Source organism: Asaia sp. BMEF1, assembly GCF_051628905.1.
Taxonomy (GTDB): Bacteria; Pseudomonadota; Alphaproteobacteria; order Acetobacterales; family Acetobacteraceae; genus Asaia.
Window position 1 is genome coordinate 782,986 of sequence record NZ_CP157575.1, and the last position, 24,819, is coordinate 807,804.

19 protein-coding genes are annotated in these 24,819 nt (G+C 57.4%); 10 read left to right on the forward strand and 9 right to left on the reverse strand.

Features of this window, described 5'->3' with window-relative positions; all coding sequences use genetic code 11:
* Positions 1–43 precede the first annotated feature (43 nt).
* From glpK to ABHV46_RS03440, 5 genes are all read left to right on the forward strand, one after another.
* On the forward strand, positions 44–1,540 hold the full coding sequence (gene glpK, locus ABHV46_RS03420) for a glycerol kinase GlpK (protein WP_336945047.1): 1,497 nt from the start codon (positions 44–46) through the stop codon (positions 1,538–1,540).
* Positions 1,541–1,788: 248 nt separating this feature from the next.
* On the forward strand, positions 1,789–2,796 hold the full coding sequence (locus ABHV46_RS03425) for a zinc-dependent alcohol dehydrogenase family protein (protein WP_336945046.1): 1,008 nt from the start codon (positions 1,789–1,791) through the stop codon (positions 2,794–2,796).
* A gap of 560 nt (positions 2,797–3,356) precedes the next feature.
* Complete coding sequence (locus ABHV46_RS03430) at positions 3,357–4,586, forward strand: SMP-30/gluconolactonase/LRE family protein (protein WP_438382710.1); 1,230 nt, start codon at positions 3,357–3,359, stop codon at positions 4,584–4,586.
* Entirely contained in the window at positions 4,583–5,731 is a 1,149-nt protein-coding gene (locus ABHV46_RS03435; RefSeq protein ID WP_438382711.1) for an L-dopachrome tautomerase-related protein, read from the forward strand. Before ABHV46_RS03430 ends, ABHV46_RS03435 begins: the two co-directional genes overlap by 4 nt.
* Complete coding sequence (locus ABHV46_RS03440; protein WP_438382713.1) at positions 5,731–6,291, forward strand: YagU family protein; 561 nt, start codon at positions 5,731–5,733, stop codon at positions 6,289–6,291. The genes ABHV46_RS03435 and ABHV46_RS03440 overlap by 1 nt, the downstream gene beginning before the upstream one ends.
* Positions 6,292–6,540: 249 nt before the next feature.
* Here the strand turns inward: ABHV46_RS03440 and purU are convergent, their stop codons facing one another.
* The 3 genes from purU to ABHV46_RS03455 all read right to left on the reverse strand — a co-directional run bounded on the left by purU (position 6,541) and on the right by ABHV46_RS03455 (position 9,426).
* Entirely contained in the window at positions 6,541–7,425 is an 885-nt protein-coding gene (gene purU / locus ABHV46_RS03445) for a formyltetrahydrofolate deformylase (protein WP_438382714.1), read from the reverse strand.
* Between the two features lie 495 nt (positions 7,426–7,920).
* Positions 7,921–8,340, reverse strand: a complete 420-nt coding sequence (locus ABHV46_RS03450; protein WP_438382715.1) for a GNAT family N-acetyltransferase — start codon at positions 8,338–8,340, stop codon at positions 7,921–7,923.
* A gap of 12 nt (positions 8,341–8,352) precedes the next feature.
* Positions 8,353–9,426, reverse strand: a complete 1,074-nt coding sequence (locus ABHV46_RS03455) for a hypothetical protein (RefSeq protein ID WP_438382716.1) — start codon at positions 9,424–9,426, stop codon at positions 8,353–8,355.
* A 155-nt stretch (positions 9,427–9,581) separates the two neighbouring features.
* On the opposite strand from ABHV46_RS03455, the gene ABHV46_RS03460 reads away from it, so the two are divergent.
* Together ABHV46_RS03460 and ABHV46_RS03465 are read left to right on the forward strand one after the other, a co-directional pair.
* Positions 9,582–11,204: an ABC-F family ATP-binding cassette domain-containing protein gene (locus tag ABHV46_RS03460; protein ID WP_438382718.1), complete on the forward strand. Its 1,623-nt coding sequence runs from the start codon at positions 9,582–9,584 to the stop codon at positions 11,202–11,204.
* A 78-nt stretch (positions 11,205–11,282) separates the two neighbouring features.
* The gene (locus tag ABHV46_RS03465) at positions 11,283–12,335 is read left to right on the forward strand and encodes a TlpA family protein disulfide reductase (protein ID WP_438382720.1); all 1,053 of its coding nucleotides are present in this window, start codon (positions 11,283–11,285) and stop codon (positions 12,333–12,335) included.
* Between the two features lie 19 nt (positions 12,336–12,354).
* Here ABHV46_RS03465 and ABHV46_RS03470 read toward each other — a convergent pair whose 3' ends face one another.
* Positions 12,355–12,630: a hypothetical protein gene (locus tag ABHV46_RS03470; RefSeq protein ID WP_336945036.1), complete on the reverse strand. Its 276-nt coding sequence runs from the start codon at positions 12,628–12,630 to the stop codon at positions 12,355–12,357.
* A gap of 527 nt (positions 12,631–13,157) precedes the next feature.
* On the opposite strand from ABHV46_RS03470, the gene ABHV46_RS03475 reads away from it, so the two are divergent.
* Complete coding sequence (locus ABHV46_RS03475; protein WP_438382723.1) at positions 13,158–14,519, forward strand: discoidin domain-containing protein; 1,362 nt, start codon at positions 13,158–13,160, stop codon at positions 14,517–14,519.
* A gap of 226 nt (positions 14,520–14,745) precedes the next feature.
* On the opposite strand, the gene ABHV46_RS03480 is transcribed toward ABHV46_RS03475, so the two are convergent.
* The gene (locus ABHV46_RS03480; protein ID WP_438382726.1) at positions 14,746–15,417 is read right to left on the reverse strand and encodes a TetR/AcrR family transcriptional regulator; all 672 of its coding nucleotides are present in this window, start codon (positions 15,415–15,417) and stop codon (positions 14,746–14,748) included.
* A 75-nt stretch (positions 15,418–15,492) separates the two neighbouring features.
* Here ABHV46_RS03480 and ABHV46_RS03485 point away from each other — a divergent pair, with 75 nt between their 5' ends.
* On the forward strand, positions 15,493–16,860 hold the full coding sequence (locus tag ABHV46_RS03485) for a cytochrome P450 (RefSeq protein ID WP_438382728.1): 1,368 nt from the start codon (positions 15,493–15,495) through the stop codon (positions 16,858–16,860).
* 300 nt (positions 16,861–17,160) lie between these two features.
* Here the strand turns inward: ABHV46_RS03485 and ABHV46_RS03490 are convergent, their stop codons facing one another.
* From ABHV46_RS03490 to ABHV46_RS03505, 4 genes are all read right to left on the reverse strand, one after another.
* Entirely contained in the window at positions 17,161–18,279 is a 1,119-nt protein-coding gene (locus ABHV46_RS03490) for a lipase (protein ID WP_438382730.1), read from the reverse strand.
* 1,168 nt (positions 18,280–19,447) lie between these two features.
* Positions 19,448–20,815: an ABC1 kinase family protein gene (locus ABHV46_RS03495; protein ID WP_438382731.1), complete on the reverse strand. Its 1,368-nt coding sequence runs from the start codon at positions 20,813–20,815 to the stop codon at positions 19,448–19,450.
* A 3-nt stretch (positions 20,816–20,818) separates the two neighbouring features.
* On the reverse strand, positions 20,819–22,630 hold the full coding sequence (locus ABHV46_RS03500; protein WP_438382733.1) for a M3 family oligoendopeptidase: 1,812 nt from the start codon (positions 22,628–22,630) through the stop codon (positions 20,819–20,821).
* Between the two features lie 121 nt (positions 22,631–22,751).
* Positions 22,752–24,200, reverse strand: a complete 1,449-nt coding sequence (locus ABHV46_RS03505; protein ID WP_438382734.1) for an AMP nucleosidase — start codon at positions 24,198–24,200, stop codon at positions 22,752–22,754.
* A 93-nt stretch (positions 24,201–24,293) separates the two neighbouring features.
* On the opposite strand from ABHV46_RS03505, the gene ABHV46_RS03510 reads away from it, so the two are divergent.
* A complete protein-coding gene (locus tag ABHV46_RS03510; RefSeq protein ID WP_438382736.1) occupies positions 24,294–24,701 on the forward strand; it encodes a DUF6525 family protein in 408 nt (135 codons plus the stop codon).
* Positions 24,702–24,819 lie beyond the last annotated feature (118 nt).

A 24,819-nucleotide genomic window follows, 5' to 3' on the forward strand; every position in this document is an offset into this window, starting at 1 on the left:
CATTCACTGTGCATCCACCGGGTGCCAGGAGGAGTTTCTCCCCATGACCCAGAAGACCCATATCCTCGCCATCGATCAGGGTACCACCTCAACACGCAGCATCGTGTTCGACAACAAGGCAAAATCCCTTTCCCTGTCACGTCGCGAATTCACCCAGCATTATCCGGCTCCGGGCTGGGTCGAACACGATGTCGAGGATATCTGGCACGATGCGCTCGAGACGGCGCGTGAAGCCATTGCCGAGTCAGGGGGCGTGGAGAAAATCGCGGGCCTTGGCATCACGAGCCAACGCGAAACCATCGTGTTGTGGGAGCGCGCCACCGGCAAGCCGGTGCATCGTGCCATTGTCTGGCAGGACCGTCGCACGGCGGCGTTCTGCGCCGAGCTCAAGCGCGATGGCGCAGAGGAACTTGTGCGCGCCAGAACCGGCCTGCTGCTCGACCCTTATTTCTCCGCGAGCAAAATCACCTGGCTGCTCGATAATGTCACCGGGCTGCGCGCGCGCGCCGAGGCTGGCGAGCTGGCCATGGGCACGATCGACAGCTTTCTGCTCTGGCGCCTGACGGGCGGCGAGGTTCATGCAACAGACGTAACCAATGCCAGCAGAACGGCACTGTTCAACATCCATACTCAGGAATGGGACCCAGATCTCCTGGCGCTGTTCCGCGTGCCGGCCGCCCTGCTGCCAAAGCTTTGCGATAATAGCGGGCAACTCGGCATGACTGCGCCGGATCTTTTCGGCGTGTCCATTCCCATCGGCGGCATGGCGGGCGATCAGCACGCAGCCCTTGTGGGGCAGGCCTGTTTCGAACCTGGCATGGCAAAAGCCACCTATGGCACGGGCTGCTTCATGCTGCTCAATACGGGCGACAAGCCTGTCACCTCGCATCATCGCCTGCTCACGACCATCGGCTATCGCATCAACGGCAAGACGATCTATGCGCTCGAGGGCTCGATTTTCGTAGCGGGCGCCGCGATCAAATGGCTGCGCGACGGGCTGCATCTCATCACCCATGCCTCGCAAACAGATGATATGGCAACACGCGTGCCGGATAGCCACGGCGTCTATATGGTACCCGGGTTTGTCGGGCTCGGCGCGCCGCACTGGGACCCGGAGGCACGCGGGCTGATCTGCGGTCTCACTCTGGGCTCGACCGAAGCGCATATCGCCAGAGCCGCGCTTGAATCCGTCGCCTATCAGACCTTCGATCTGGCTCATGCCATGCGCGAAGACGGGGCCATGCAGGCCCAGACCCTGCGTATAGATGGGGGCATGTCTGCCAATGACTGGTTCTCCCAGTTTCTGGCGAATATTCTCGACACCAAAGTGCAGCGCCCCTCCGACCTCGAAACCACAGCTCTGGGAGCTGCCTTCCTTGCCGGTCTGGCAACAGGTGTCTGGAACTCGCTCGATGAGATCGCCACGATCTGGAAGCAGGAGCGACTGTTCGAGCCCAAGATCGACCCGACACTCCGTCTCGACCTCCTACGCGGCTGGCAAGACGCGGTGCGCCGTACGCTGACGCCTCAGGGACACTGAACCGGACGACCGCCGGAAAATATTTTGCGGCGGTCGCAAGGGCGCGGATTGTTATAGGGACCGAATGCGGATTCCTGTGCAGGGTCATTCCCTGTCTTGATGTGACGTATCTGAGAGGATTTTGACGGCACTTCGATCAGACGCCAAAATCAACAGGAATTTTCAACGCTGCGACCTTGCCGGGGTTGAAACAGGAAAGTGCCTTTCTTATTTCGACATTAATCGAAATAAGAAAGGCACACGATTTCATGACACGCGCTATTCTCGTTGCACCGCCAGGCGGTTTCGATCAGGTCTCGGTTGCTCAGGTGGAAACATCCCCTCCGGGCCCCAACGAAATCCGGGTTCGCCTTCACGCCTCGTCTCTCAATTATCATGATTATGCGGTTGTCAGTGGCATGTGGGGCCCCTCGTCACCGCGCATTCCTATGGCAGACGGTGCGGGCGAAGTCCTCGAAATCGGCTCGAACGTAACCGAATTCAAAACAGGTGACCACGTCGTCAGCACCTTCTTTCCGAGCTGGCTCTCAGGACGGCCCGAAGTCATCGGGTTTGAAACAGTCCCTGGCGATGGCGTCGACGGTTATGCGCGCGAGGAAATTACCGCGGCGGCAACATCATTTACTCACGCCCCTGCAAACTGGAGTCATGCGGAGGCAGCAACGCTGACCACCGCCGGCCTCACTGCGTGGCGCTCGCTTTTCGTGGACGATCACATCACCCCCGCCAGCACGGTTCTTGTGCAGGGCACCGGTGGGGTATCGATTTTTGCCCTCCAACTCGCGAAAATGGCCGGTGCAACAGTCATTGCAACATCGTCCAGCGACGAAAAGCTGGCTCGACTGCGCGACCTGGGGGCCGATCATCTGATCAATTACCGCAGCAACCCTGAATGGGGTCGCACAGCGTGGGACATTACCGACGGGCGTGGTGTCGATCATATCATCGAGGTCGGCGGCGCCGCATCGCTCGCCCAGTCGATGGAGGCGGTGCGCGTCGGCGGTCATATTGCCACGATTGGCATTCTGAGCGGCGTGTCGGCACAGCTCGAACTCGTGCCCATGCTGCTCAAGCAGTTTCGCCTGCAAGGGGTGCTGGTCGGTAGCCGGGAGAACCAGATCGATATGGTGCGCGCCATGAATGCCAGCGGCATGCGACCGGTTCTTGATCGCTCTTTCGGTCTGGAAGAAATCGTCGAAGCGTTCCGCCATCAGGAAAGCAACCAGCATTTCGGCAAGATCTGCCTCGAATTCTGAACCTCTTCATAAACGTTTAAGAGGCCGGTGGGCAGCGTCTCTGCGCGCGCGCACCAGCCCCTGTGCGGGCCGGAACAGTCAGGTCCGGTCGCGCCCTTCGCTACACTGCGATTCCAGTCCGCCACGGCGCCCATTGAGCGCATCCAGGGCTGAGAAGTGCCTTAAAGATCCAAGTGCGCTCACCTCGTGAGGTCGCGAAAGAAGTGCCCCCTGCCCGGTGTAGAGAAAAACCGGAAAGCTTCGCGCCTCTACGTTCTCACCGCGTTTTTCTGAAGTGATCAATTGCCTCTGACGGCAACAAGCGAACTCGATATGAGAGCGACCATGTAAATATATTGGTCAGCCGATTGGTTTTGCTGATCGGGGGATACCGTTTTAGCAGTTCACAACGCACAACAACTATGGTTACAATTTTTTAATAAGGCGCCGTATAACGCCGCCTTATCACCATCGACTATTTTTCGCGTGCGATTTCTGGTTTGGTGCTGGCGGTTCCACGGCAACGCTGCCGCGGGGAGAGGCGCAGCTCATCCAGACGAACAGTGAGACGAGCCCAGCCCATGAGTCAGACAGACGCCCCAGGCGCCCGCCCTTCGCCCCTTTCGCGCCGCTCCGCGCTCGGTATCGGCTTAGCCGCCATGGGCGGCGCGGTTCTTGCCTCAGCCAAGGCACGAGCAGCCGGTCAGGACGAGGCCATCGCCCCGCCCAGCGTTGTCAGCTCACCCGCCCGCGTCTGGGGGCCGGATGCACCCGTCGCCTTCACCCCGGACCCGGATATCATTTTCTACGACCCGTCTTTTTCGACCGTCATTCTCGATAACGCCCCGCTGGTGCAGGCCTGGAAAGGCCGGACGCTGTGGTTCGAAGGCCCCGCCTGGTCGAGCGATGGACGTTTTCTGATCGTCAGCGACGTGATGGGCAGCACGCAATATCGCTACCTGCCGGAAGAGCGCTCGATGAGTGTATTCCGCAAGGAAAGCTATCACTCCAACGGCAACACTTTCGACCATGACGGGCGCCTCATCACCTGCCAACACGGTATGCGACGCGTCATTCGCTGGGAGCATGACGGGCGTTGCACGATTCTCGCCGAGAGCTTCGAGGGCAAGCGTCTGAACTCGCCCAATGATATCGTGGTCGATGCGCAGGGCGGCATCTGGTTTACCGACCCGCCTTACGGTGACCGCCTATGGGAGGGGCACCCCGATGCGCCGGTCGATGGCAACCCCGGCAAAGGCAATCTGACCTGGAATTTCGATCTCGAAGCCACGGAGCAGATTGGCGGGCTGCATAATCAGGAGACGCATGTTTTCCATCTCGACCCTCAGACGCTGAAACTCACCAGCGTTCTGACCGGTGCCGATCTGGCAGGCCCGAACGGGCTGTGTTTCTCGCCCGATCAGAAGACGCTCTATATCGTTTCGAGTGAAAAGGGCGCCGCCAGCCCCAAAGGCGGCGGTTTTCGTAATATCTATGCCTTCGACGTGCAGAATGGCGCGCTGTCGAACCAGCGGGTCTTTGCCGATATGATGCTCGGCGGTCACAAACTCATGCCCGATGGCATCAAGGCAGACAGGCTCGGCAATCTCTGGGTGGCTGCCAATGGGCCGCTCGGGCTCTGCGGGGTATTCGTCTACAATCCGGCAGGCAAGATGATCGGGCGGCTGCGCCTGCCACGCAGTGTGTCCAATCTGACTTTTGGCGGTACGCAGCGCGATCGCCTTTTCATGTGCGCCGAAAATACGATCTTCACACTCGATGTCGCGACCCAGGGAGCCGGATTGTCATGAAAAAACTGCTTGCTGCTCTTCTCGCCTCTGCGAGCCTCGCCGCCCCGGCTTTTGCGGCGGCCCCGCCCCAGCCTGCCTCCGTTACGACCGGGACGCAGCCGACACTGGAGGTCGTCAAACGCTTTCCGGCGGACTTCAACATGATCGGCGTCGGCGTCTCCCGTTCGGGTATCGTCTATGCCTCGGCACCGGCAACGATGAAGCGCTACAGCGCCAGCGTGGTGCGCATCGACCCGAAAACCGGCGCGCTGATCCCCTTCCCCGACAAAAACTGGAACCGCTTCGAAAACAATCCGACCGGTCGCGAACTCTGGGTGTCAGTTCCTGCGCTCTGGGTCGATGATCAGAATCATCTCTGGGTGCTGGATTCCTCTCTCCCTTCGGTCGATCAGAAGGTGCTACCGCCGAAACTTGCCGAATTCGACGCGGAGACGGGACGGCTGATCCAGATCTATCATTTCGGGCCGGATATCACCCCCGCCGACTCTCTCAACGATATCCGCGTCGATACGCGCACGCGCACTGCCTACATTACCAATGAATGGGGTCGCGGTGGTCTGGTAGTAATGGATCTCGATACGGGCGCCTATCGTCTGGTGCTGGCCAACACACGTTCCGGCGTGGCTGACCCTGACCAGCATCTGCACATCTATGGCGAACTCGCCCGCAAGAAGGATGGCAGCCTGCCGGTGACACAGGATGACGGCATTGCCCTCTCACCCGACCGTGCCTGGCTGTATTACCGCCCGCTTACCGACCATCATTACTGGCGCATCGCCACCGCCGATCTGCTCAACGCCCATCTGACCGACGCCGAACTGGACAAGAAAGCGCAATATCTCGGCCAATCGGTCATGAGCGGTGGGATCGAGATGGATGCCTGCAACCGGCTATGGGTCGGCGATATCGAGAATCACGGGCTTTATGCGCTGACTTTTCCGGAGGGGGCCAAGTCCCCGACCACACAGAAGGTTTACGATAATCCTGAAGTCCTCGACTGGGCAGATGGCTTCGCGATTGCCAATAACTGGCTCTACATCTCCGACTCACGCCTCGATGAGATCGCTTTCAAAAATAGCCGCCCTCTGCGCGACACGACCACGATCTATCGCCTCTCTCTGCCACCCTGCCCGACCAAGAAATAATGACGCTCACCAACAACAAAACGGACAAGGCCCTTCTCCTCCCCGCCCTCTGGGCGGGGTTCGTAGGAGGCAATCTTTCCAGCTTCGTGAAATGGGGCACAGAAGTCCCCCTGCCGCCTCGCACGCCTGATCGCGTCAGCCCGCCTGCGCAGATGCTGCGCGATTTCGGGGTCGATGTTGACCATCTCACCTATGTCTATTCCGGCCATATCGTGCCGGGTGGCGTGTTGATGGTGCATCACCTGTTTTCGATCTTTTTCGCGCTTCTCTATTGCGTGATCTGGATACGCTTCCCACGCATCTCGATGGGACAGGGCGTGGTTTTCGGCTTGGTCGTTACAGTGGTTTTCCACGGCATGGTGCTGCCCGCCGGGCACTGGGCGCCCGCCCTGTGGAACCTGCCACGCGCCGAGATTTTCTCCGAGACGATCGGCCATATGCTCTGGGCCTGGGTCATTGAGCTGATGCGCAGGGAATTGATGCCGATTTCGCTCCCTAACGCGCGGCGAACGAAAATGGACGAGCAGGTTGCTGCTGCTTCGGAGAGGCGCGCTGCCTGAGCGGCGGACTCTTTCAGCCGCACTCCACCTCCTCTTGGCCGTGGACAATCTCGAGAGCCAAGCGGGGATGTCCTCCAGCCCGCCCACTCACCACCCCACACGCGGTCCTCATTCGCACCACGATCGGCGGAAGGCACCTGAGAAAAGGGCGCCTTTCTCTACGGGTAAAGACACAGCGCTCGTCGCCGCCAGGCAATGGGGCCACGCCCTTGCGTTCATGACGCCTGCCGGAAACCGCGAAAAACCGGATCAGCCACGCATGGACGAGGCGAAGGAACCGGGGCTCGCAGGAAAGACGATGGTTTTCTTCCCACTCAGGAAGACGCGCCGATGCGCATGGGCGTGGATCGCCCGCGCCAGAACCTGACTTTCGACATCGCGACCCAGCGCCACATAGTCTTCCGGCGACTGGTTATGCGACACACGAATGATATCCTGCTCGATGATCGGCCCTTCATCCAGATCGGCCGTAACATAGTGAGCGGTCGCCCCGATGAGCTTGACGCCCCGCGCATGCGCCTGGTGATACGGATGCGCGCCCTTGAAGCTCGGTAGAAACGAGTGATGGATATTGATGATCCGCCCCGAAAGCTGCTGGCATAGATCGTCGGAGAGAACCTGCATGTAGCGTGCCAGAACGACCAGTTCAGCACCACTTTCGCGGATAATGGCCAGTTGCTGCGCCTCAGCGTCTGCCTTGTTATCCTTGGTCACGCGTATGTAGTGGTACGGGATGTCATGATTGACGACGAGTTTCTGGAAGTCGAGATGGTTCGAGATCACGCCCACGATGTTGATCGGCAGCGCCCCTATGCGGACCCTGTAAAGCAGATCGTTCAGACAATGACCAAAGCGTGAGACCATGACAACGACATCGAGCCGCTCGGCCTCATCGTAAAATAACGCCTCCATGCCGTACTGCGCCGCCAGTGGCGCGAAATCACGTTGCAGTTCCTCAAGAGAGGCCCCGGTTTCCGCGATGAAGCTCGTGCGCATGAAAAAACGACTGGTTTCACTATCGTCAAACTGGGCGCTGTCGCTGATATTGCAGCCCTTACCGGCAAGATAGCCGGAAATCACGGCGACGACACCGCGCCGCGCCTCACAGGTTACCGTGACGCAGTAACGGCTCATCCCAGTTCCTCTCGTTCTCATCGGCAATCTTGCCAGTTGGGGCTTTTATCATTGCCCCACGACATAGCCTGCGCAATAGCAGCGAAACACAGTTCGTAACGAACACCCTGTCCAGAGCACGAAATGCAAATCCGCAGGCTCAGGGCTTTGTACCGAGGTTTTTTTCGATCAGTGCGCCATACCCGCAAACAGTAAGCCCCGCATCATCCTTCGGCAAAAAACCATCTCTTCCAGCGCAGGAGTAAGAAGAACAGGCACCCATTGGCAGAGAATGGCCAGGAATGGACAGGCGTCGGCCAGTTCGTTTCACTCCCACCGGCCTGCCTTGACGCGGTGAGGGATGTCAGACCTCCGGCCTCGCGCAGTTTTTTCTCGCGAGAAAAAAGATCTGAGCTTCGGTAGCATGGAGGCCCTCTCGCTTACTCGTCCCTGACCGGTTCCAGGCTCAATGACGAAGCGTCGTCTCCCGCTTTTAGACGGGCTAGTAGCTACGCCTCAAAGTGCTAGCGCCATGCGTTGATGCTCGATGGGCCCCTTGAAAAAGACGGCGCCCATGGGGCTCATGCCGAATTTGGCGTAAAAACCGAGCGCGCTGCTGCGGGCATCGAGTTCCAGACGTTCGGCCCCGAGATTGCGACAGGCTATGATCGCCTCGCGCATCAACTGTGCCCCTATCCCCTGCCCCTGACACTCTGTCGCCACTGCAAATTTGCGCAGCTGGATCAGACCGGGGCCAATAGGACAGAGTGACAGACAGCCCACTAGTGTCTCGCCTCTGAACGCGCCGAGATGGGTTGCTTCGGGATCCTGGGGCACACGGCACTCATCTTCGGTCAGGCTCGGCCAGAGAATGTCGCGCCGCAGAGGAAGACATGCTTCGGTTGTGATAGGGGCAATACGGGTTTGGGCTGTCATGACGCCTTCTCCTTAATTCGCAGCTACCGAAGAGGCCTGTGACGCATCTCCAGCATGGCCCATGTCTTCACTGCCGCAACTCATGCAGAACCGATTGAAAGCGATATTGCGCGTCTGGCAGATCCCGCAATGTTCATAGAGGGTCAGACCGCAATGAACGCAGAAATTCGTCTCGAGCCCCTCGGCCAAAACAAGCGGTCGATCGCAATCGGGGCAGAATTTTCGATCTATCCTGGCATAGGCCTGTTCACGATTGACCCGTTGACGCCGCTCCTTTTCCGATTCCGCTTCGGCGAGCCGCCTGCGAGCGAGATAAGTCTGCATGTTTCGAATCAGCACCACGCAAACCAGAACGGTCAGCAGCGCACCAACCCCATAGCGAATATAACCGCCATAACTCGGCAGATAAGGCACAAGCTCCACGAAGAACGCATAGAGTGACGCGAGAACGAAGCCACGATAGAGCGGCCAGTAGGACGTCTGGCGCTGACGCAGAACAAGCCATGTCGAAATCAGCAATAGCGGCAGCGTAAATGCGAGACGCAGCAGAAACACATGGAGCTGCGCCTTGAAAACGAGACGCTCATAGATCGGACGATAGGCGTCTTTGGCCGCCTCCCGCTCATCGTTGAGCGCGATGCGGGCGTGGTCGTTTTCGACCTGCCTGCGGTCGAGATCCTCAACGCGCTGCTGCGCTTCATGCGCTGCATTCTGCAGGCTTTCCAGTGTCTGGGTGCGGGCGAGCAACTCGCTGTCCTGACGCGGGTCGGTCGTCGCCCTGCGCGTGTCGACCCAGGCCTGAAAACTGTCTTTGGCGTTGCTGGCCGCGCTGCGTGCGGCATCGAGCCTTATCCTGTCGATGTCACGCTCGGCCTCGATCGCGCGCTGCTGGTCCAGAAGGGCGTCTTTCCGCCGCTGCAGATAGGCAGGGTAAGCGGGCTCATAGGCCACCTGATCGGTATTGCGAGGCAGATCGTCGATAACCAGACCGCCCAGCCCCACGAGAAAAACGGCAAACACCGCCGACACGCCCCACATGGCCAGCGCATAGAGGCGCTCGGGCAGTCTGTTTCCTTTTTTCATCATGAATTCCCGGGCAAAGACAACGATACGGGCAAGCCGTTTCAATTGAGGGAAGCGCGATCGACGCATCGCGTCAAATTGCAGCCTCGTGATCGTAATTGCGTAACGCCGAGCGAGCCCGTATCAACGCCTCCTTCTCCCGATGTTCCAGAGGTTCCATGATCCGTCTTGATTCGATCAGCAAGCAGAACGGCCAGCGCGTCATTTTTATCGAGACGAGCGCGGCCATCCAGAAAGGCGAAAAGATCGGTCTCGTCGGCCCTAATGGCGCGGGCAAGACGACGCTGTTCCGGCTGATCACCAAGCAGGAAACCCCTGATGAAGGTCAGGTCTTTCAGGATCGCGGCATCACCATCGGTTTTTTCAGCCAGGATGTCGGCGAGATGAACGGACGCTCCGTCGTCGCCGAAGTGATGGACGGTGCAGGTGCAGTCGCCGAAATTGCCGGCGAACTCGCCCAGCTGGAGGCCGATCTCTGCGACCCTGACAAAATGGATCAGATGGAGGCCATTCTGGAACGCTTCGGCGACGTTCAGGCCCGTTTTGAGGAGCTTGGCGGCTACGGGCTGGACAGCAAGGCGCGCGAAGTGCTGCACGGTCTGGGCTTTTCGCAGGAAATGATGTCGGGCGATGTCGGGCTGCTCTCGGGCGGGTGGAAAATGCGCGTGGCTCTGGCACGCATCCTGCTCATGCAACCCGATGTCATGCTGCTCGATGAGCCAAGCAACCATCTCGATCTCGAAAGCCTGATCTGGCTTGAGCAGTTTCTCAGGAATTACGACGGCGCCCTGCTCATGACATCGCATGATCGCGCCTTCATGAATCGCGTGGTCAACAAGATCCTCGAAATCGACGGCGGTACGCTGACCAGCTTCTCGGGCGATTATGAATTCTACGAGCAGCAGCGTGCGCTGAATGAAAAGCAGCAGCAGGCGCAATTCGACCGTCAACAGGCGATGCTGGCCAAGGAAATCGCCTTTATCGAACGCTTCAAGGCGCGCGCGTCACACGCCGCTCAGGTGCAGAGCCGCGTCAAGAAGCTCGACAAGATCGACCGTGTCGAACCGCCCCGCCGCCGCCAGGCCTTGTCATTCGATTTCGCCCCAGCACCACGTTCGGGAGACTCCGTTGCGCTGCTCAAGCAGGTCAGCAAGGCCTATGGATCGCGCACCATCTACGATGGGCTCGATCTGCAGATCCGCCGACAGGAGCGTTGCTGCATTCTGGGCGTCAATGGTGCGGGTAAATCAACCTTACTCAAGCTGATTGCGGGGGTAAGCGAGCCTGATACGGGCAGTGTCACCATCGGCGCCAGTGTGAAAATGGGCTATTTTGCCCAGCACGCCATGGATCTGCTGGATGGCAGCCGCACGATTTTCGAAACGCTGGAGCACGAATTCCCGCTTGCTGCTCAAGGATCGCTTCGTGCGCTCGCCGGTGGCTTCGGCTTCTCGGGCGATGACGTCGATAAATATGTCAGCGTGCTGTCAGGCGGTGAAAAAGCGCGTCTGGTGATGGCCCTGATGCTCTATAATCCACCGAATTTCCTGGTGCTCGACGAGCCGACCAACCATCTGGATATCGACACGAAGGAAATGCTCATTCGCGCCCTCGGCGATTATGAAGGCACCATGCTGTTCGTCTCGCATGACCGTCACTTCCTCGGCGCGCTCTCGAACCGTGTGCTTGAGGTCACGCCCGAGGGCCTGCATCGCTATGAGGGTGGCTACCACGAATATGTGGCCGCCACCGGTCAGGAAGCCCCCGGCCTGCACGTCTGATCTCATCCTTCCGGCCTGCTGCGATGCTCCACGGCGCACAGGCCGGATCTCTCCACGCTTTTTTCGATGGGGGTTCTCTTGCACCGTACTTTCTCCGGACTCTGTGCCACCGGCGCCATGCTTTTCGCTGCCTCACAGGCTCTCGCCGCCGAGCCATTGCCGATACAGCCCGCCTATGACAGCCCCGCCTTTATCGCCGAAGATCCTGCGCTTGCTGGATTGATAGGTCGTGCTGCGCCTGGTTTGCGCTTCACAACACTCGACAACCAACCGATCGACCTCGGCGCGCTATACGGCCGCAAGCCAGTCTATCTGAAGCTTTGGGCGACCTACTGCATTCCCTGTCGCGCCCAGATGCCCGGTTACGAGGCGCTTTATCGGGAATACGGCGATCGCATTGCCTTCGTGGCTGTCGATATCGGCTTTGGCGAAAAGCGGGAGAAAGTCGCTTCATTTGTCGCGCGCACCGGGTTGACCATGCCGGTCGTGATCGATGATGGCCGGCTGAGCAACTGGTTGCAGATCAAGGCCACACCTTTACACGTGCTGATCGACAGCGCGGGCCGCGTCGCCTACGTGGGGCATCAGGACGGGCCTGCCCTGCATGCAGCACTTGACCGTCTCACGAAGCCCGCTCCAAGAACCGGACATATTGCTCCCTCGGATCCTGGACAGCAGACCACACTCAAGATCGGCGAACGCGTTCCATCTTTCGCAGAGGCAACGGCTTCCGGGCCTGTGCTACCGGCGCGTTCTCGTCAGAAACAGGCTGTTCTTTTTACGGCGCCGTGGTGTGAGTCCTATCTAAAAGATCTTGAGCCACAGACGGCACGGAACTGCGCGGCCTTTCGCGCCATCGCCCAGCGCAGCGCCGCCACCCATGCGATACGCTGGACCGCATTCGCGAGCCGCCTCTGGACCGAAAACAGCGATCTCGCGCCTTTCCAGAAACTGCTCGGCCCGAATATCAAGCTCATTCTGGACAACAAGGCCTCGAACTTTTCAAATTTCGGCGTAAGGCAAATCCCCGCTATCGCCTTGATCGACGCGTCCGGTCATCTGCGCGACATGATCGGCGCAGATGATGCGCATGTTGAAGACAAGATAACGGCCTTTACGAAGGCGCCCTGACCTGAAAGGTGACAGGGACTCACTCTCTGTCACCCCAGCGCCACCGCAACCCGCCATATGTATGGTTCCTGCACAAGGCGAGAAAAATGCCCGTGGCGCATAAAGCGATAAATAGCGAACCGATCATCGCCACGATCCTGTAAGGAGGCGGGATCAGAAACAGGAAGAAGCTCGGCGCTATTACCACAAGCAACAGCAGTCCAAGAGCGACCCATCCCTGCCAGGCAATCGGAAGCCCAGCACCATAGCCGTAGCGCCTGGGCCTAAACCACGCCGTATTCTGATCGTCGTTCATGCGTTTTCTCTTCGTCTATCCATCAGACCCGACCTCAGACAATTCCCGCTTCATGCGGCCCTGATCCGTCGGATCGAGCGCTCGCAACCATCGCGGGAGGACAATATCCATCGCAAGATCGCACCTCATCAGTCAGGCGCGTTCACCATTGGAAGATCCGGCAACTTTATTCCACGCACTCTCTTACAGAGCGCCTCTCGTCGAACTGAACTTCACTTTCCCGAATACCGTCTTGCTCACAGATTTTCTCTCGAATTCACCTTACGTAACGGACGAATTCGGCCGATAAATTCGGTGTGCAGATAATGTACCACGTCAAGAGGGTTCTATCAGGCAGGGCAGATACGATGTGGAAACTTAAAATCCGAGTACAATTCAACACAAAAAAATTTTCCAAATTCGATCACAGAATTATTATGATTTATATCGTCCAATATAATTATTTATCTATTTAGCTATCTTATAACGCGAGATATTATTGTTTTTTTACAAGATTTTCCGGAAACAATATCGCGGATCGTAACAAAATGAACAAAACATCAATAGTCGCCTGTGCCAGATGGGAGTCGGACCATATCCAGGAATGGGTAATGTACCATCTATTCCTTGGATTTGATCATATATACCTGTACTGTAATGATGACGACCCAAGAGAGATGTACAAAGAGGTCGCTATTTTCTGCCGGGAGAGCAATCCCAAGGTCACGTTCCTTCATTATCCATTTCAGGGGGAACAGTGGAAAATGTACATCCATTTCCTCGAAAATTTCAAAGGGAAGAGCGAGAATTTATGCTTCCTCGATGTGGACGAATTTTTGACACTGAAGAATTACTCCAACATAAATGACTATATTTACGATATGAGAAAGACCGATTGGGATGTTATATTTTTTAACTGGGTCAATTTCGGCAATAACGGTCTGAAGGAGCGTCAGGCAGGGAATGTTTTAGATCTCTACACAAGAAGACCCGAAAACATATCCCACTTAACTAAGGTAATAGTAAAATCTGATTCCATTAACATTGACTTTATGAAGAAAAATCCATGCCCTTTCTGGCATGGGTTAAGTTCCAACACCTACAACGTGTTCAACTACAATCTCAAAAACGTTACCTCCTTTGGCGAGGACTTCCCGACTTTCTATGAGACATGGTGGGGGTTACATCACGCCGATGAAACCTCATCGCAAATTCGAGAACTGGAGGCTATGGTCTTCAACACAGCCTATGTTTCGCACTTTTTCATGAAGTCGGAAGCCGACGCCGAGAGGCGTATCCAGAGAGGCACGTCGGGCAATTTCTCGAATCAAAGCGATTGGTCATCCAGAACCGGGTCGAACGGCGGAATCGCAGCGTTCCTTGAAAAGTTCAATGCCGTTGAGGATTTCACACTCAGAGATAAGTGGCATAACTTCTTTGTTCCCCGACCGGAAGAATACTTCATTCGTCCCAGTAGCGGTCTCCTCATTTCCGAAGCCTGCCACTGCACACAGAGTTCTACGTCCGACTGGTCACGGGGTGGAGACGCCGAACATGACGCCTCCAACGTGGTCGATCTGCCTGCAAATGGGCAGCATAAAAATCACACGGATTACGAAGATCGGGCGTGGTGGCAGATCGATCTGGGACAGCAGGAACAAGTCAGTGAAATCAGGTTTTATCACAGGCTCGAGCGGGAGCACGAGCTCAAGAACTACACAATCAGCCACTCAAGAAACGGCAACGACTGGCACAGGATCGTTCAGGGCAAGAACGCTCCCTTCGGCGGAATCGATGGCCGTCCGCTGATACTCGACGGTCTCAAGGCGGATTGTCGTTATGTACGCTTTCAGCTGGACGAGCCTGGTTACATCCATTTTGACCGTGTCGAAATCTACAGACCGCGTTAATCCCGGCTCAGCGGCATTTTTCTGGTGATCGATCGTTTTTTATTCTGCGGTCGATCACGACGTCAGGGTGCGCTGATCATCAGGGCGACCTCATGATCTCCGGCACGCAAACCTGCAATCAAGAGCAGCTCGGTGGCTCGTATGCCCGCTCTCGGCAACCGAACATGGCTCCGGGTCAGTTAGAATTCACCTCCCACACACGGCTCATCGAGGCGGAGGAGCTTCACTATTGGTGAAACCCGAATGCCTGTGGATGAAGACGCATGGCAAGACGTGTCAGCCAGGTACGATAAGGAGCGACGAGCGAAAGAATCTGGCCAAAACCCCATTCCAGATCTTTTTCATCAGGATCGCTTACGCCTCGTTGATGAATCACGTAGCTGAGCCAATGAGTCGATACGATGAAGATATTGGCAACAAGACCGGGTATCGCCTCATCGCCGATGGACAGCGCTTTTACGCGTTTCATGTGCTTGATCAATGCGGTCACTCGATCCGTGAGAAGCATGTTGAGTTGCCTCGCCTGAGGTTCCAGCGCGGGAGCGAGACGGAATAGCGCATTTCCATCGCGCAGGAGCGCGCGGTAACGCCAGCTCAGACCGCACCAGTCACGCAACAGCGTTACGCCCCGCGCCACACCGCGCACCAGCTCGGTTCGTGGTGCGACTGCTTCCGCCTCCGGCAACGCTATAAAGAGCGTCTGGGCCGCTTCAGCAAACTGGGCAAAAAGCGCTTCGATCAGCTGCGCCTTGGTCTTGAAGTAATAATAGAGGTTGCCCTCGTTGATCTCGCAACGCGCAGCCAACTCACGCGTGGTGAGGCGATCAAACCCCACTTCATTCGCGAAGAGCCGTGCCTGATCGAGAATTCGTGATCGTGTCGAGTCAGGTCGGGCCATGATTGTTCTCGCAATCTAAGGTGATCACCTTATATCAGTTAAGGTGTTAGCCTTAGATATCGGAGTCACCACGCGATGTCAGCCCTTTTGAACAAATTCGCTTCCCTGCCCTCTCAGCTTCAAATGATGCGCGCCACCATGCGTAACCCGGTCGAGGCACTACCTGAGGCGGTGTTTCACGAGCGTCTGGTAGAGCGCCGTCTGGCGCGTCAGCATATCGTCTATGTCTGCGCACCAGATCTGATACGCGAGGCGTTGGTGACAAACAGCAATCGTCTCGACAAGGGCGAGGGCCTGCGTCGCGCAATCGGCCCCGGCCTGGGTGATGGCCTGCTCACAGCCGAAGGGGCGCACTGGCGCTGGCAGAGGCAGGCGTTGGCCCCAGTCTTTCGAGCCAACGGTATCGGCGCGTTCCTGCCCGCCATGGTCAGCGGGACACGGCGCTGTCTGGAAGACCTTACCCAAAAGGGCGGCATCGTGGCGATCGATGACGTCATGATGCGCCTGACAGGTCGCATCATCGTCGAGACCATGCTCTCTGCGCCGGAAGCAATCGATGCTGACGCCATGGCACGCAATCTTGGTGTCTTCCTGCACCAGACCCGGTGGAGCATTCTGGGCGATCTGCTCGGAACACCGGAATGGCTGCCTCATCCCGGCAAGACACGCGGCCTCGCCGCTGCCCAGGCTCTGCGCAACGAGGCGATGCAGCAGATCGCAGCGCGGCGGGAACTCCTGGTCCAAAACACAGGCCAAGCGCCAGACGACCTGCTGACCCGGTTGCTTGCGGCAAAAGACCCGGAAACAGGGCGCATGATGCATGACAGCGAGATCGTAGATAATCTCCTGACCTTTCTGACCGCGGGCCATGAGACCACGGCTCTGGCGCTGGCCTGGACCTTCGACAGGCTTGGCAGACATCCTGAGATCCTGCGTGAGGTCGAGCGTGAAATCGACACGATCCTGATGGGCGACGGCCCCACAATGGAGCAACTCGACAGACTCGATCTCACCCGGAATGTGCTGCGTGAGTCGATGCGCCTGACCCCACCAGCACCGATCATCATCCGCGAAGTGACAGAAGCCTTTTCGCTCGAAGGAGTGCGGCTGGAGAAAGGCACACGTCTCGTTGTGCCGATTTATGCCCTGCACCGGCATCGGAGCTTGTGGGAAGCACCGGAGATCTTCGATCCGACACGCTTCGTCGCCCAAGCGGGTCAGTCTCGCCCTCAGGACGATCGCTATGCCTATATGCCTTTCGGTGCAGGCCCGAGAATTTGCATCGGCGCCCGCTTCGCAGAGACAGAAGCGCTGACAATTCTCGCCATGACCATGAAAAGGCTGACCCTGACGCCCGAACTGCGTGTCACCCCACCCGGCAAGATGGAGATCACTCTGCGCCCGGCCAAGCCTCTGCTCATGTCTGTCAAAAGGAGAAACTAATCAGGCATCACGCTCCGGGAACCGAAGGCGAGCCTGTGCACCACAGGAAATGGGCGCCCGCGTCTCTGCGAATGCCTCGCGCCTGTGCCGAGGAGATCGGAGAGGCAGATCACCTGATGGGCTAGAATGAGGGAGCTTGCCCTATCGCCTTTCACAATCCTCACGGCTCCAGCAGGAGTGAAACGAGCATCACGTCCTGTTCGGCAAAGGGGGCATCGAAGCAGAATTCATGATTTCTCACCCGGCGGTTCGGCATCTCGCGATGCGAAACGGCCGGGCAACGACCTACCTCAAGCACGGTCAGACGGCGAACACGCTGTTCTGATGCGTCGAGGGGACGATGATCTGCGACAGATTATTATCGCCTATCGGTAGGACGGGACCATGGGCGGTAACGATAGCATCGGCTAGAATGGAGTGCGGCGAGAGTTTGATGCCCATATCCGCGGCTTGCGTACCCGGCAGATGGAATTTGATGAAATCCGGCACGACGTCGATCAGGGAGACGATATTTTTGAAGCTGCTCGCATTCCAGTCATCGAGTTTGGCCTTGAGTTTAACGCTGTCTTCCGGCGCGCCAACCATGACGACCTTGCCGTAATGGTTGAAGGCGTTATTGGCACCCGGCTCCATCGCCGTCACGAAAGGAGAGTCTTTCTCAGTGTCTGAAGCATAATTGCCGACAGGGTCGCCATGGGTCACGATGCTCACGAAATTCTTTCCGTCACCGACGCCAGCGGCTGCATCGGGAATACCCGTCGACTCAAACGACATCCCCCCTAGCCCGGTCTGCTGCCCCACATAAGAAGCTTCAATGCCGCCCAGAGAGTGGCCCGTGAGAAAGATATTATTAGTATCGATGCCCGATTTCTGCGCCACATCCACTACATAATGCGTGAATGAGAGAGCGTCTTTCTGCGCCTGCGACACCGTCTGGTTCCAGACCTGAACGTCGGATGCTACGCCCGTAAGAGCCACGAGCGGGTTAAGAACGATATTATCGCCACCCGTCGTACCTTGAAAGGCAACGATGATCTGATTCTTATCGGTCAGCCAGACCTTCGCTGACATCGCGCTGCCCAGATCCGTCACGGCCAGTTGTTTGCCGTCGACGAGAAAAGGCTTCATGCCCTCAGGTGTGCCCGACACTGTATAGCAGGCATTGGCCGCATTGAGGAACTGGGAGGCTGTCGGACTCTTGCTGAGATCCTGATTCTCCGGCGCGTTGATAACCGTATTATCGTGCAGGACCGAAAGATTGGTCGGCGTCGTATGACCGATAATAGATTGCGTCGTCGCTGCTACGCGACTGAGAAAATTATTCAGCCCCGTCATATTGAACAGATCATTCGCACCCTGAATGACCCCTCCTACAAGAAGACGTCCATCTTCCCAGATTTTTTTAACCAGACCAGACATAACCGCAGCCTCTTGTTTTTATTGGGGAAGTTTATCTTTTCTTTTTCGACAAAAAGAAAAACAAGCAACCATAAGAGAACAATTTAACTAATAGGTTACATAGAGAGGTAAATATATATAGAAAAATATCAAAAATAGATGATCAAAATAACTGAAAGAAAATACTCTTTACGATCGCTTGTTGGAAATCTGTCCAACACGATCACAAGTGGCAAAGGACTCTGGCGCGAGAAATCAGAGCGATCGGACACACTTCTTCGCCCATGCAGGTCAGGCTCTCCCTCAGGACGAACGCTATGCCTAGATGTCGTCCGGGGCGGTCCGAGAATTTGTATCGGGGCCCGCTTTGCATATGCAGAAGCTCTGAGTGGGCTCGCCGTGGTCCTGAAAATGCTCACGCTCACACCAGAGCTGCGCATCGCCTACCCGGCAAGATGGAGATTACCCTGCGTCCGGCAACGCCGCTGCTTGCGTCTCTCAGAAAGAGAAACTCAACACGCTATTCGGGTCTGCGCGCAGAATATTTCGCTCTTGCAGCGGTCAGGCCACCTCTGTTACCGCTTTGGGTAAGACCGGTCTTCCGTCGTTGCCTTGACCCGGATTATCATCGCGTCCGAGTGCTGCATCGCTTTTCTGCTGGTACAGATACACCAATGTCGCACCCACCCAGAGTACTGCGAGTGGCGGCAGCAAATTTTTGAAAAATATCTTTTCTTACTGAGCCGCGTACAGAACGAATTCTACACTATTTTCAAAACCAGATCTGCAAATGCAATTAATATCAACTTTGACGATGGCTAAAATAATAATAAATTTACAAACAATCAAAGTATAAACGCGACCGACTAGAAAACGAAGTGGTTTTTCCCGAATTTCTCTGCAGACGCTCATTGCACATCTTCAGGAGAAACCCACAAATTGCTCGAAGAACGGCTATGAAGAGCTCATTGCGACGAAGATATTCACATTCGATTCAAGAGAATCACGGGGTATTCACCGTTTCACGGGACTGTGATGAACATTGGCGCTTTTCACCAAGGGTTCCATCGCTCTCTACGTTAGAGTTTTGATCGCCCGCTCGTCTCCGACAACCGAGACGAAATGGCCTGTCAACAAGGGGCAACCGCAATCCCGCCACAGCGATGCCGTTACCCCGTATTGAAAAATACTACAGACCATTCAGTGGCGGCGGGACGCGAGCGGCGGCCAGGGCGGTCTTCTGACGCTCTGCTAGCGCCACCTCGTCGAAATCGGCGATAAGTTCCTGAAACAGGCGATGCCAGTTGAGCTTGGCCTTGAGGCGCAGGAACACACTGCCAAGCCCTATTGCAGAGCGATCTACCAGTACGAATTCGCGCGAGGGCCGCACGCCGCCAGTGCGCTTGAGCCCCTCATAGACCTTCTCGGCAATGTCGCGTCCGAAATTCGGATCGTCACTTTCCTGAATGAAGCGCTCTCGGTCCTCCATGAGCGGGCCATAGATGAACCGTGCCCATTCATTGAGAACCGATGCCGTGTCGCGCGAAATCCCCTTGAAGCCCCAAGCCTCATAGGCGGCAAAAGCCATCTCTTCGTCGTTGTTTTTGAGCGCGTTGAAGAGATCGATGATGCCCTTGATGAAATGCGGCGGAAAAATACGAATGGCGCCGAAATCGAGCAGGTTCAGACCCCAATCCGGGCGGATGGTAAAATTGCCCATATGCGGATCGCCATGGATAATGCCGTAGCGGTAGACCGGTGTGTACCATGCCTTGAAGAGGGCCGTCGCAATCGCATTGCGCTCCTCCTGGCTAGGATTGGTGTCGAGAATTTTCTGAATGCCACGCCCCGAAACCCATTCCATGGTCAACAGGCGTTTCGTCGATAGCCCTTCGACGGGCAGGGGCACAGTAACCTCAGGGATATGCTGAAGCATATCGCGATAAAGCCGCATATGAGAGGCTTCGCGCTCATAATCCAGCTCTTCACGCAGGCGCTCCTCAAGCTCGCGCACCACTTCATCCTGCTTGATGGCAGGCAGGAATTGCTGAACCAGCCCGACCACAACGCGGAACTGGCGCAGATCGGATTCCACCGCCGCGTTCATGTCGGGATATTGCAGCTTGCAGGCCACATCCTGCCCGTCCGCGGTAACCGCGCGATGAACCTGCCCGAGGCTCGCCGCTGCGACTGCCTGATGCGAAAACGACCGAAACTGTCTTTCCCAATTCGGTCCAAGCTCATTCATCATGCGACGACGCACAAAGCTCCAGGCCATGGGCGGCGCATTGGCCTGCAACTCGGCAAGCTGGTTCGAATATTCCTCCGGCAGAGCGCCGGGAATGGTCGAGAGGATCTGAGCGCCCTTCATGAGCGGGCCTTTCAGCCCGCCCAGTGCCGCACGCAGATCATTGGCATGGATCGCCTGATTGGACTTGAATCCGAGCTTGTTGCCGATCACGCGCGTCGCGATTCCGCCAACGGTGCTCGAAGCCCGCGCCATGCGTTTGAATTCGCCAAAAATTCCCGTCTGGTCCAGATCCTTGGAATTACTCATCGCTTATGCGCTCTTGTCCTGTTTTTCCTGAGCTTCGAGCTCATCGATGAAGCCTGAAATCACATCCAGTCCCTTGCGCCAAAAGCCCGGATCGGTGGCATCCAGCCCGAAAGGCGCCAGAAGCTCGGCATGGCGTTTAGTGCCACCCGCTTCAAGCATCGCCACATAACGATCCTGAAACGCCGCTGTTCCCCCCTGCCCCGTCGTCTCACCCTGATAGACGCCGTAGAGCGCATTCACCAGACAATCGCCGAACGCATAGGCATAGACGTAGAAAGGGGAATGCACGAAATGCGGCACATATGACCAGTAGGTATCGTAGTCAGGACTGAACTCGAATGCCGGGCCGAGACTGCGTGTCTGCACCTCACGCCAGATCTCGCCCAGGCGCTCAGGCGACAGCTCGCCCTTGCGCCGCTCGTCATGCAGCTTGACCTCAAACTGGTAGAACGCAATCTGGCGCACCACCGTGTTGAGCATGTCCTCCACCTTGCCGGCAAGCATACGCCTGCGACGCGCCGGATCAGGCTCGGCATCGAGCAGTGCCTGGAATGTCAGCATCTCCCCGAAGACGGAAGCGGTCTCGGCAAGGGTCAGCGGTGTGGAAGACTGAAGATAGCCCTGGCGCGCCGCCAGAAGCTGATGGGCGCCATGACCCAGCTCATGCGCCAGAGTCATCACATCACGGCTGCGGCCATGATAATTGAGCAGGACGTAAGGATGGGTATCGGGTGTCACCGGATGGGCAAACGCACCCGATGATTTCCCCGGCACGGGTGCCACGTCGATCCAGTCATTATCCATGAACTGGCTGACCAGATCACCGAGGCGCGGGTCGAAACGCATATAAGCGTTTCGCACAATCGTTTTCGCCTCTTCCCATGGGATCAGGCGATCTTCATCGCCCGGGAGCGGCGCATTGCGGTCCCAATGCTGCAACTTGTCGAGACCAAGCCAGCCAGCCTTGAGGCTGTAATAGCGATGGGCGAGGCGCGCATAATCGGCATCGACAGCCGAAACCAGCGCCTCAACGACCTCATCCTCGACCATATTGGCGCGATTGCGGCTGGAAGACGGTCGGGGGAAACCACGCAACCCGTCTTCAATCGCCTTGTCCTTGGCCAGCGTATTGGTGATCAGTACCAGCAGGCGCTGATTGGCGCCGAGTGCGCGGCTCACTTCTTCAGCGGCGAGACGACGCTTTTCGCGATCCGGACTGGAGAGCTGGTTGAACGCCATCCCCAGAGGGCGTGTCTCGCCATCGAGCGTGACCGTCAGGGAGGCCATGGTCTCGTCGAACAGACGGTTCCACGAGGCGCGCCCCGTGACCGATTTCTCGACAAGAACCTGCTCGACCTCGTCAGAAAGCTGATAAGGGCGCCAGACGCGTAGGTCGCGGAAGAAAGGCGCCCAGCGCGCGAGCTCGGGCGTGGCCAGACGCTGCGCCAGATCGTCTTCCTCGATGCGATTCAGTTCCAGGGTGAAGAACAGCATGTGAGACGAAATAGCCGTCAGACGCTCGGTCATGCCCTGCGAGAAACGTCCTGTTTCCGGGTCGCTCGTATGGGCGGCAAAGCTGAGCTGGGCAAAGGCCCCGAGGCGCCCCATGCGCTGGTCTATACGTTCATACTCGGCAATCGCTTCGGCCAAAGCTGCGCCGGTCCCTGTGCCCAGTTTGCCTTTCCAGCGTTCGGCAAAAAGACGCGCCTCCTCATCACAGGAAGCGAGATCGCGCTCGATCGCCGGATCGGTCAACGCGGCATAGAGATCGGAAAGATCCCAGCGAGGCAGTGAGGCGCTATCGGCTTGAGCCATAAAACGATGTCCTTGTTTTGAACGGATAAAGCGTCCCCCAGATTTGGGTAGAGACGCTTCCCCGGCAAGAGGGCTTTACCCCTCAGTGAAGAGGGGCGCAGTCAGATCGACACGATGCGGATCAGCGGAAAGCGGGCTCGTCGAAGCCGCGCAGCTTGCGTGAATGCAGGCTGTCGACACCGCGCTCGCGCAGCAGCCGCATGGTCTCAATGCCGACCATCAGATGCTGGCTGACACGCTCGCGATAGAACGCGTTCGCCATGCCACGAAGCTTGAGTTCACCATGAAGAGGCTTGTCGGAAACGCAGAGCAGCGTGCCGTAGGGTACACGAAAGCGAAAACCATTGGCCGCAATGGTCGCCGATTCCATATCGACGGCAATCGAGCGGCTCATATTGATCTGGGTGAAGAGCGCTCTGAGACGCAGTTCCCAGTTGCGGTTATCGGTTGTCAGCACGGTGCCGGTACGCAGCCGGGTCTTGATGTCGCGGTCTTCAAGGCCCGTCACGCGCTGCATGGCTTCCTGCAAGGCCACCTGCACTTCGGCGATGGGCGGCACAGGCACCCAGGTCGGCAGATCGTCATCGAGTACATGGTCGTCACGCACATAGCCGTGAGCCAGCACGTAATCGCCGAGCAGCTGTGTGCGGCGCAGCCCCGCACAATGACCGACCATCAACCAGCAATGCGGACGAAGTACGGCGAGATGATCCGTAATGGTTTTGGCATTGGACGGGCCGACACCGATATTGATCAGCGTGATGCCGTCACCATCCTCCCGGCACAGATGATAGGCGGGCATCTGCGGCAGGGATTCGACAGGCTGCCCCGCCTGCCCTTCACGCGTATAAACCGCGTCCCCCGGCTCGACGAAAGCATGGTATTCTCCCCCTTCATCGATCTGCGTACGGGCAAAATCGCGAAATCCGTCGACATAGCGCTGATAATTGGTCAGCAGGATAAAACGCTGAAAATGGCGCGGCGCCGTGCCGGTATAATGATGCAGTCTCGCAAGCGAATAATCGGTACGTTCGGCAGTGAAAAGAGCCAGTGCCCGAGGCGCCGCAGGGTCGGGAATGATCTCGCAATTGGCGATGGTGTCATCCGTCGCATGCAGATCAGGTAGCGCGTAGTTATCCTGCAGCAATTTGAGGTCGGCCTCGGTCAGCCCGGTCACGGCGTCTTCCATGACATAAGGCAGAGGCATGGGCCGCCTGGACAATCCGACATGCACGGGCTGCCTGTAGCACTCGATCAGGTTCTCGATCTGAGCGCGCCAATAGCTGCGAAACAGCAAGGGCCGCGTCAGCGTCGTGCCATAGAACCCGGGCTCAAGCAACACGCCAAAGCGTGGCTTGACGTCATGCGGGATCGCCCCACGCAGTAGCGGAAAGGCGAGATAAGGATAAAACGATTCAGCGGGCTGGCGAGACGCAAAGGCATCGCGCAGACGCTTCACACCCTCTTCATAAAGCGCCTCGATGCGATCGAGTGCGGCTTCGGCATCATGAAACGGCATGAAGCCCGACCCTACCTGATCGAATAACCTGTCCTGTTCTGCTGCGCTCATCATGCACCTCTGGGCGTCACCGTTTTGCGACAGGCTAGCCTGTTGCGCAGGCCAGTGATAGACGTCGATATAGTTATGTTATAACATAACTATATGCCCTTCCCGTCTCTCCAAAACATCTCCGTATCCCCCGATAACGATGGCACCTGTCGCAAGTCGCTCTGGCGCCGCTATGAGGGCGATCCCTGGGCTGCGTTCGATGCCTTGCCTGCGCCGATCCGCCATCGTCTGGCCGAACATGTCTATGACGCCTGGTCGGTCAACGCGTTGATCCTGTGGCGACATTACAAGAAGCTCTACGGCGCGACACCGCGCGCCGAGCGCGCCATGATCCGCTATCTCGATTATTGCGAGCGTCTCGAACAAAAGGCCTTCACCGACCGGCACGGCGCCCTCGCCCATCTCGATGCCGGGGCGACGCCCCTGCGCTATGGCGCTCTACCCACGCCCCCCCAACCCTCTGATGCCCGGCCCTCTGACGCAAGACCCTCTGGCCGATAGCCCTCTGCCGAATAGACACAGGCGAGCCGAGGTCATCACTCATTTGTCACGCCCCGATCCCGGTGCTCTCTGCCATACTTCGCAGAAGCCATGCATTACATACTTGTAAAAATCTCTT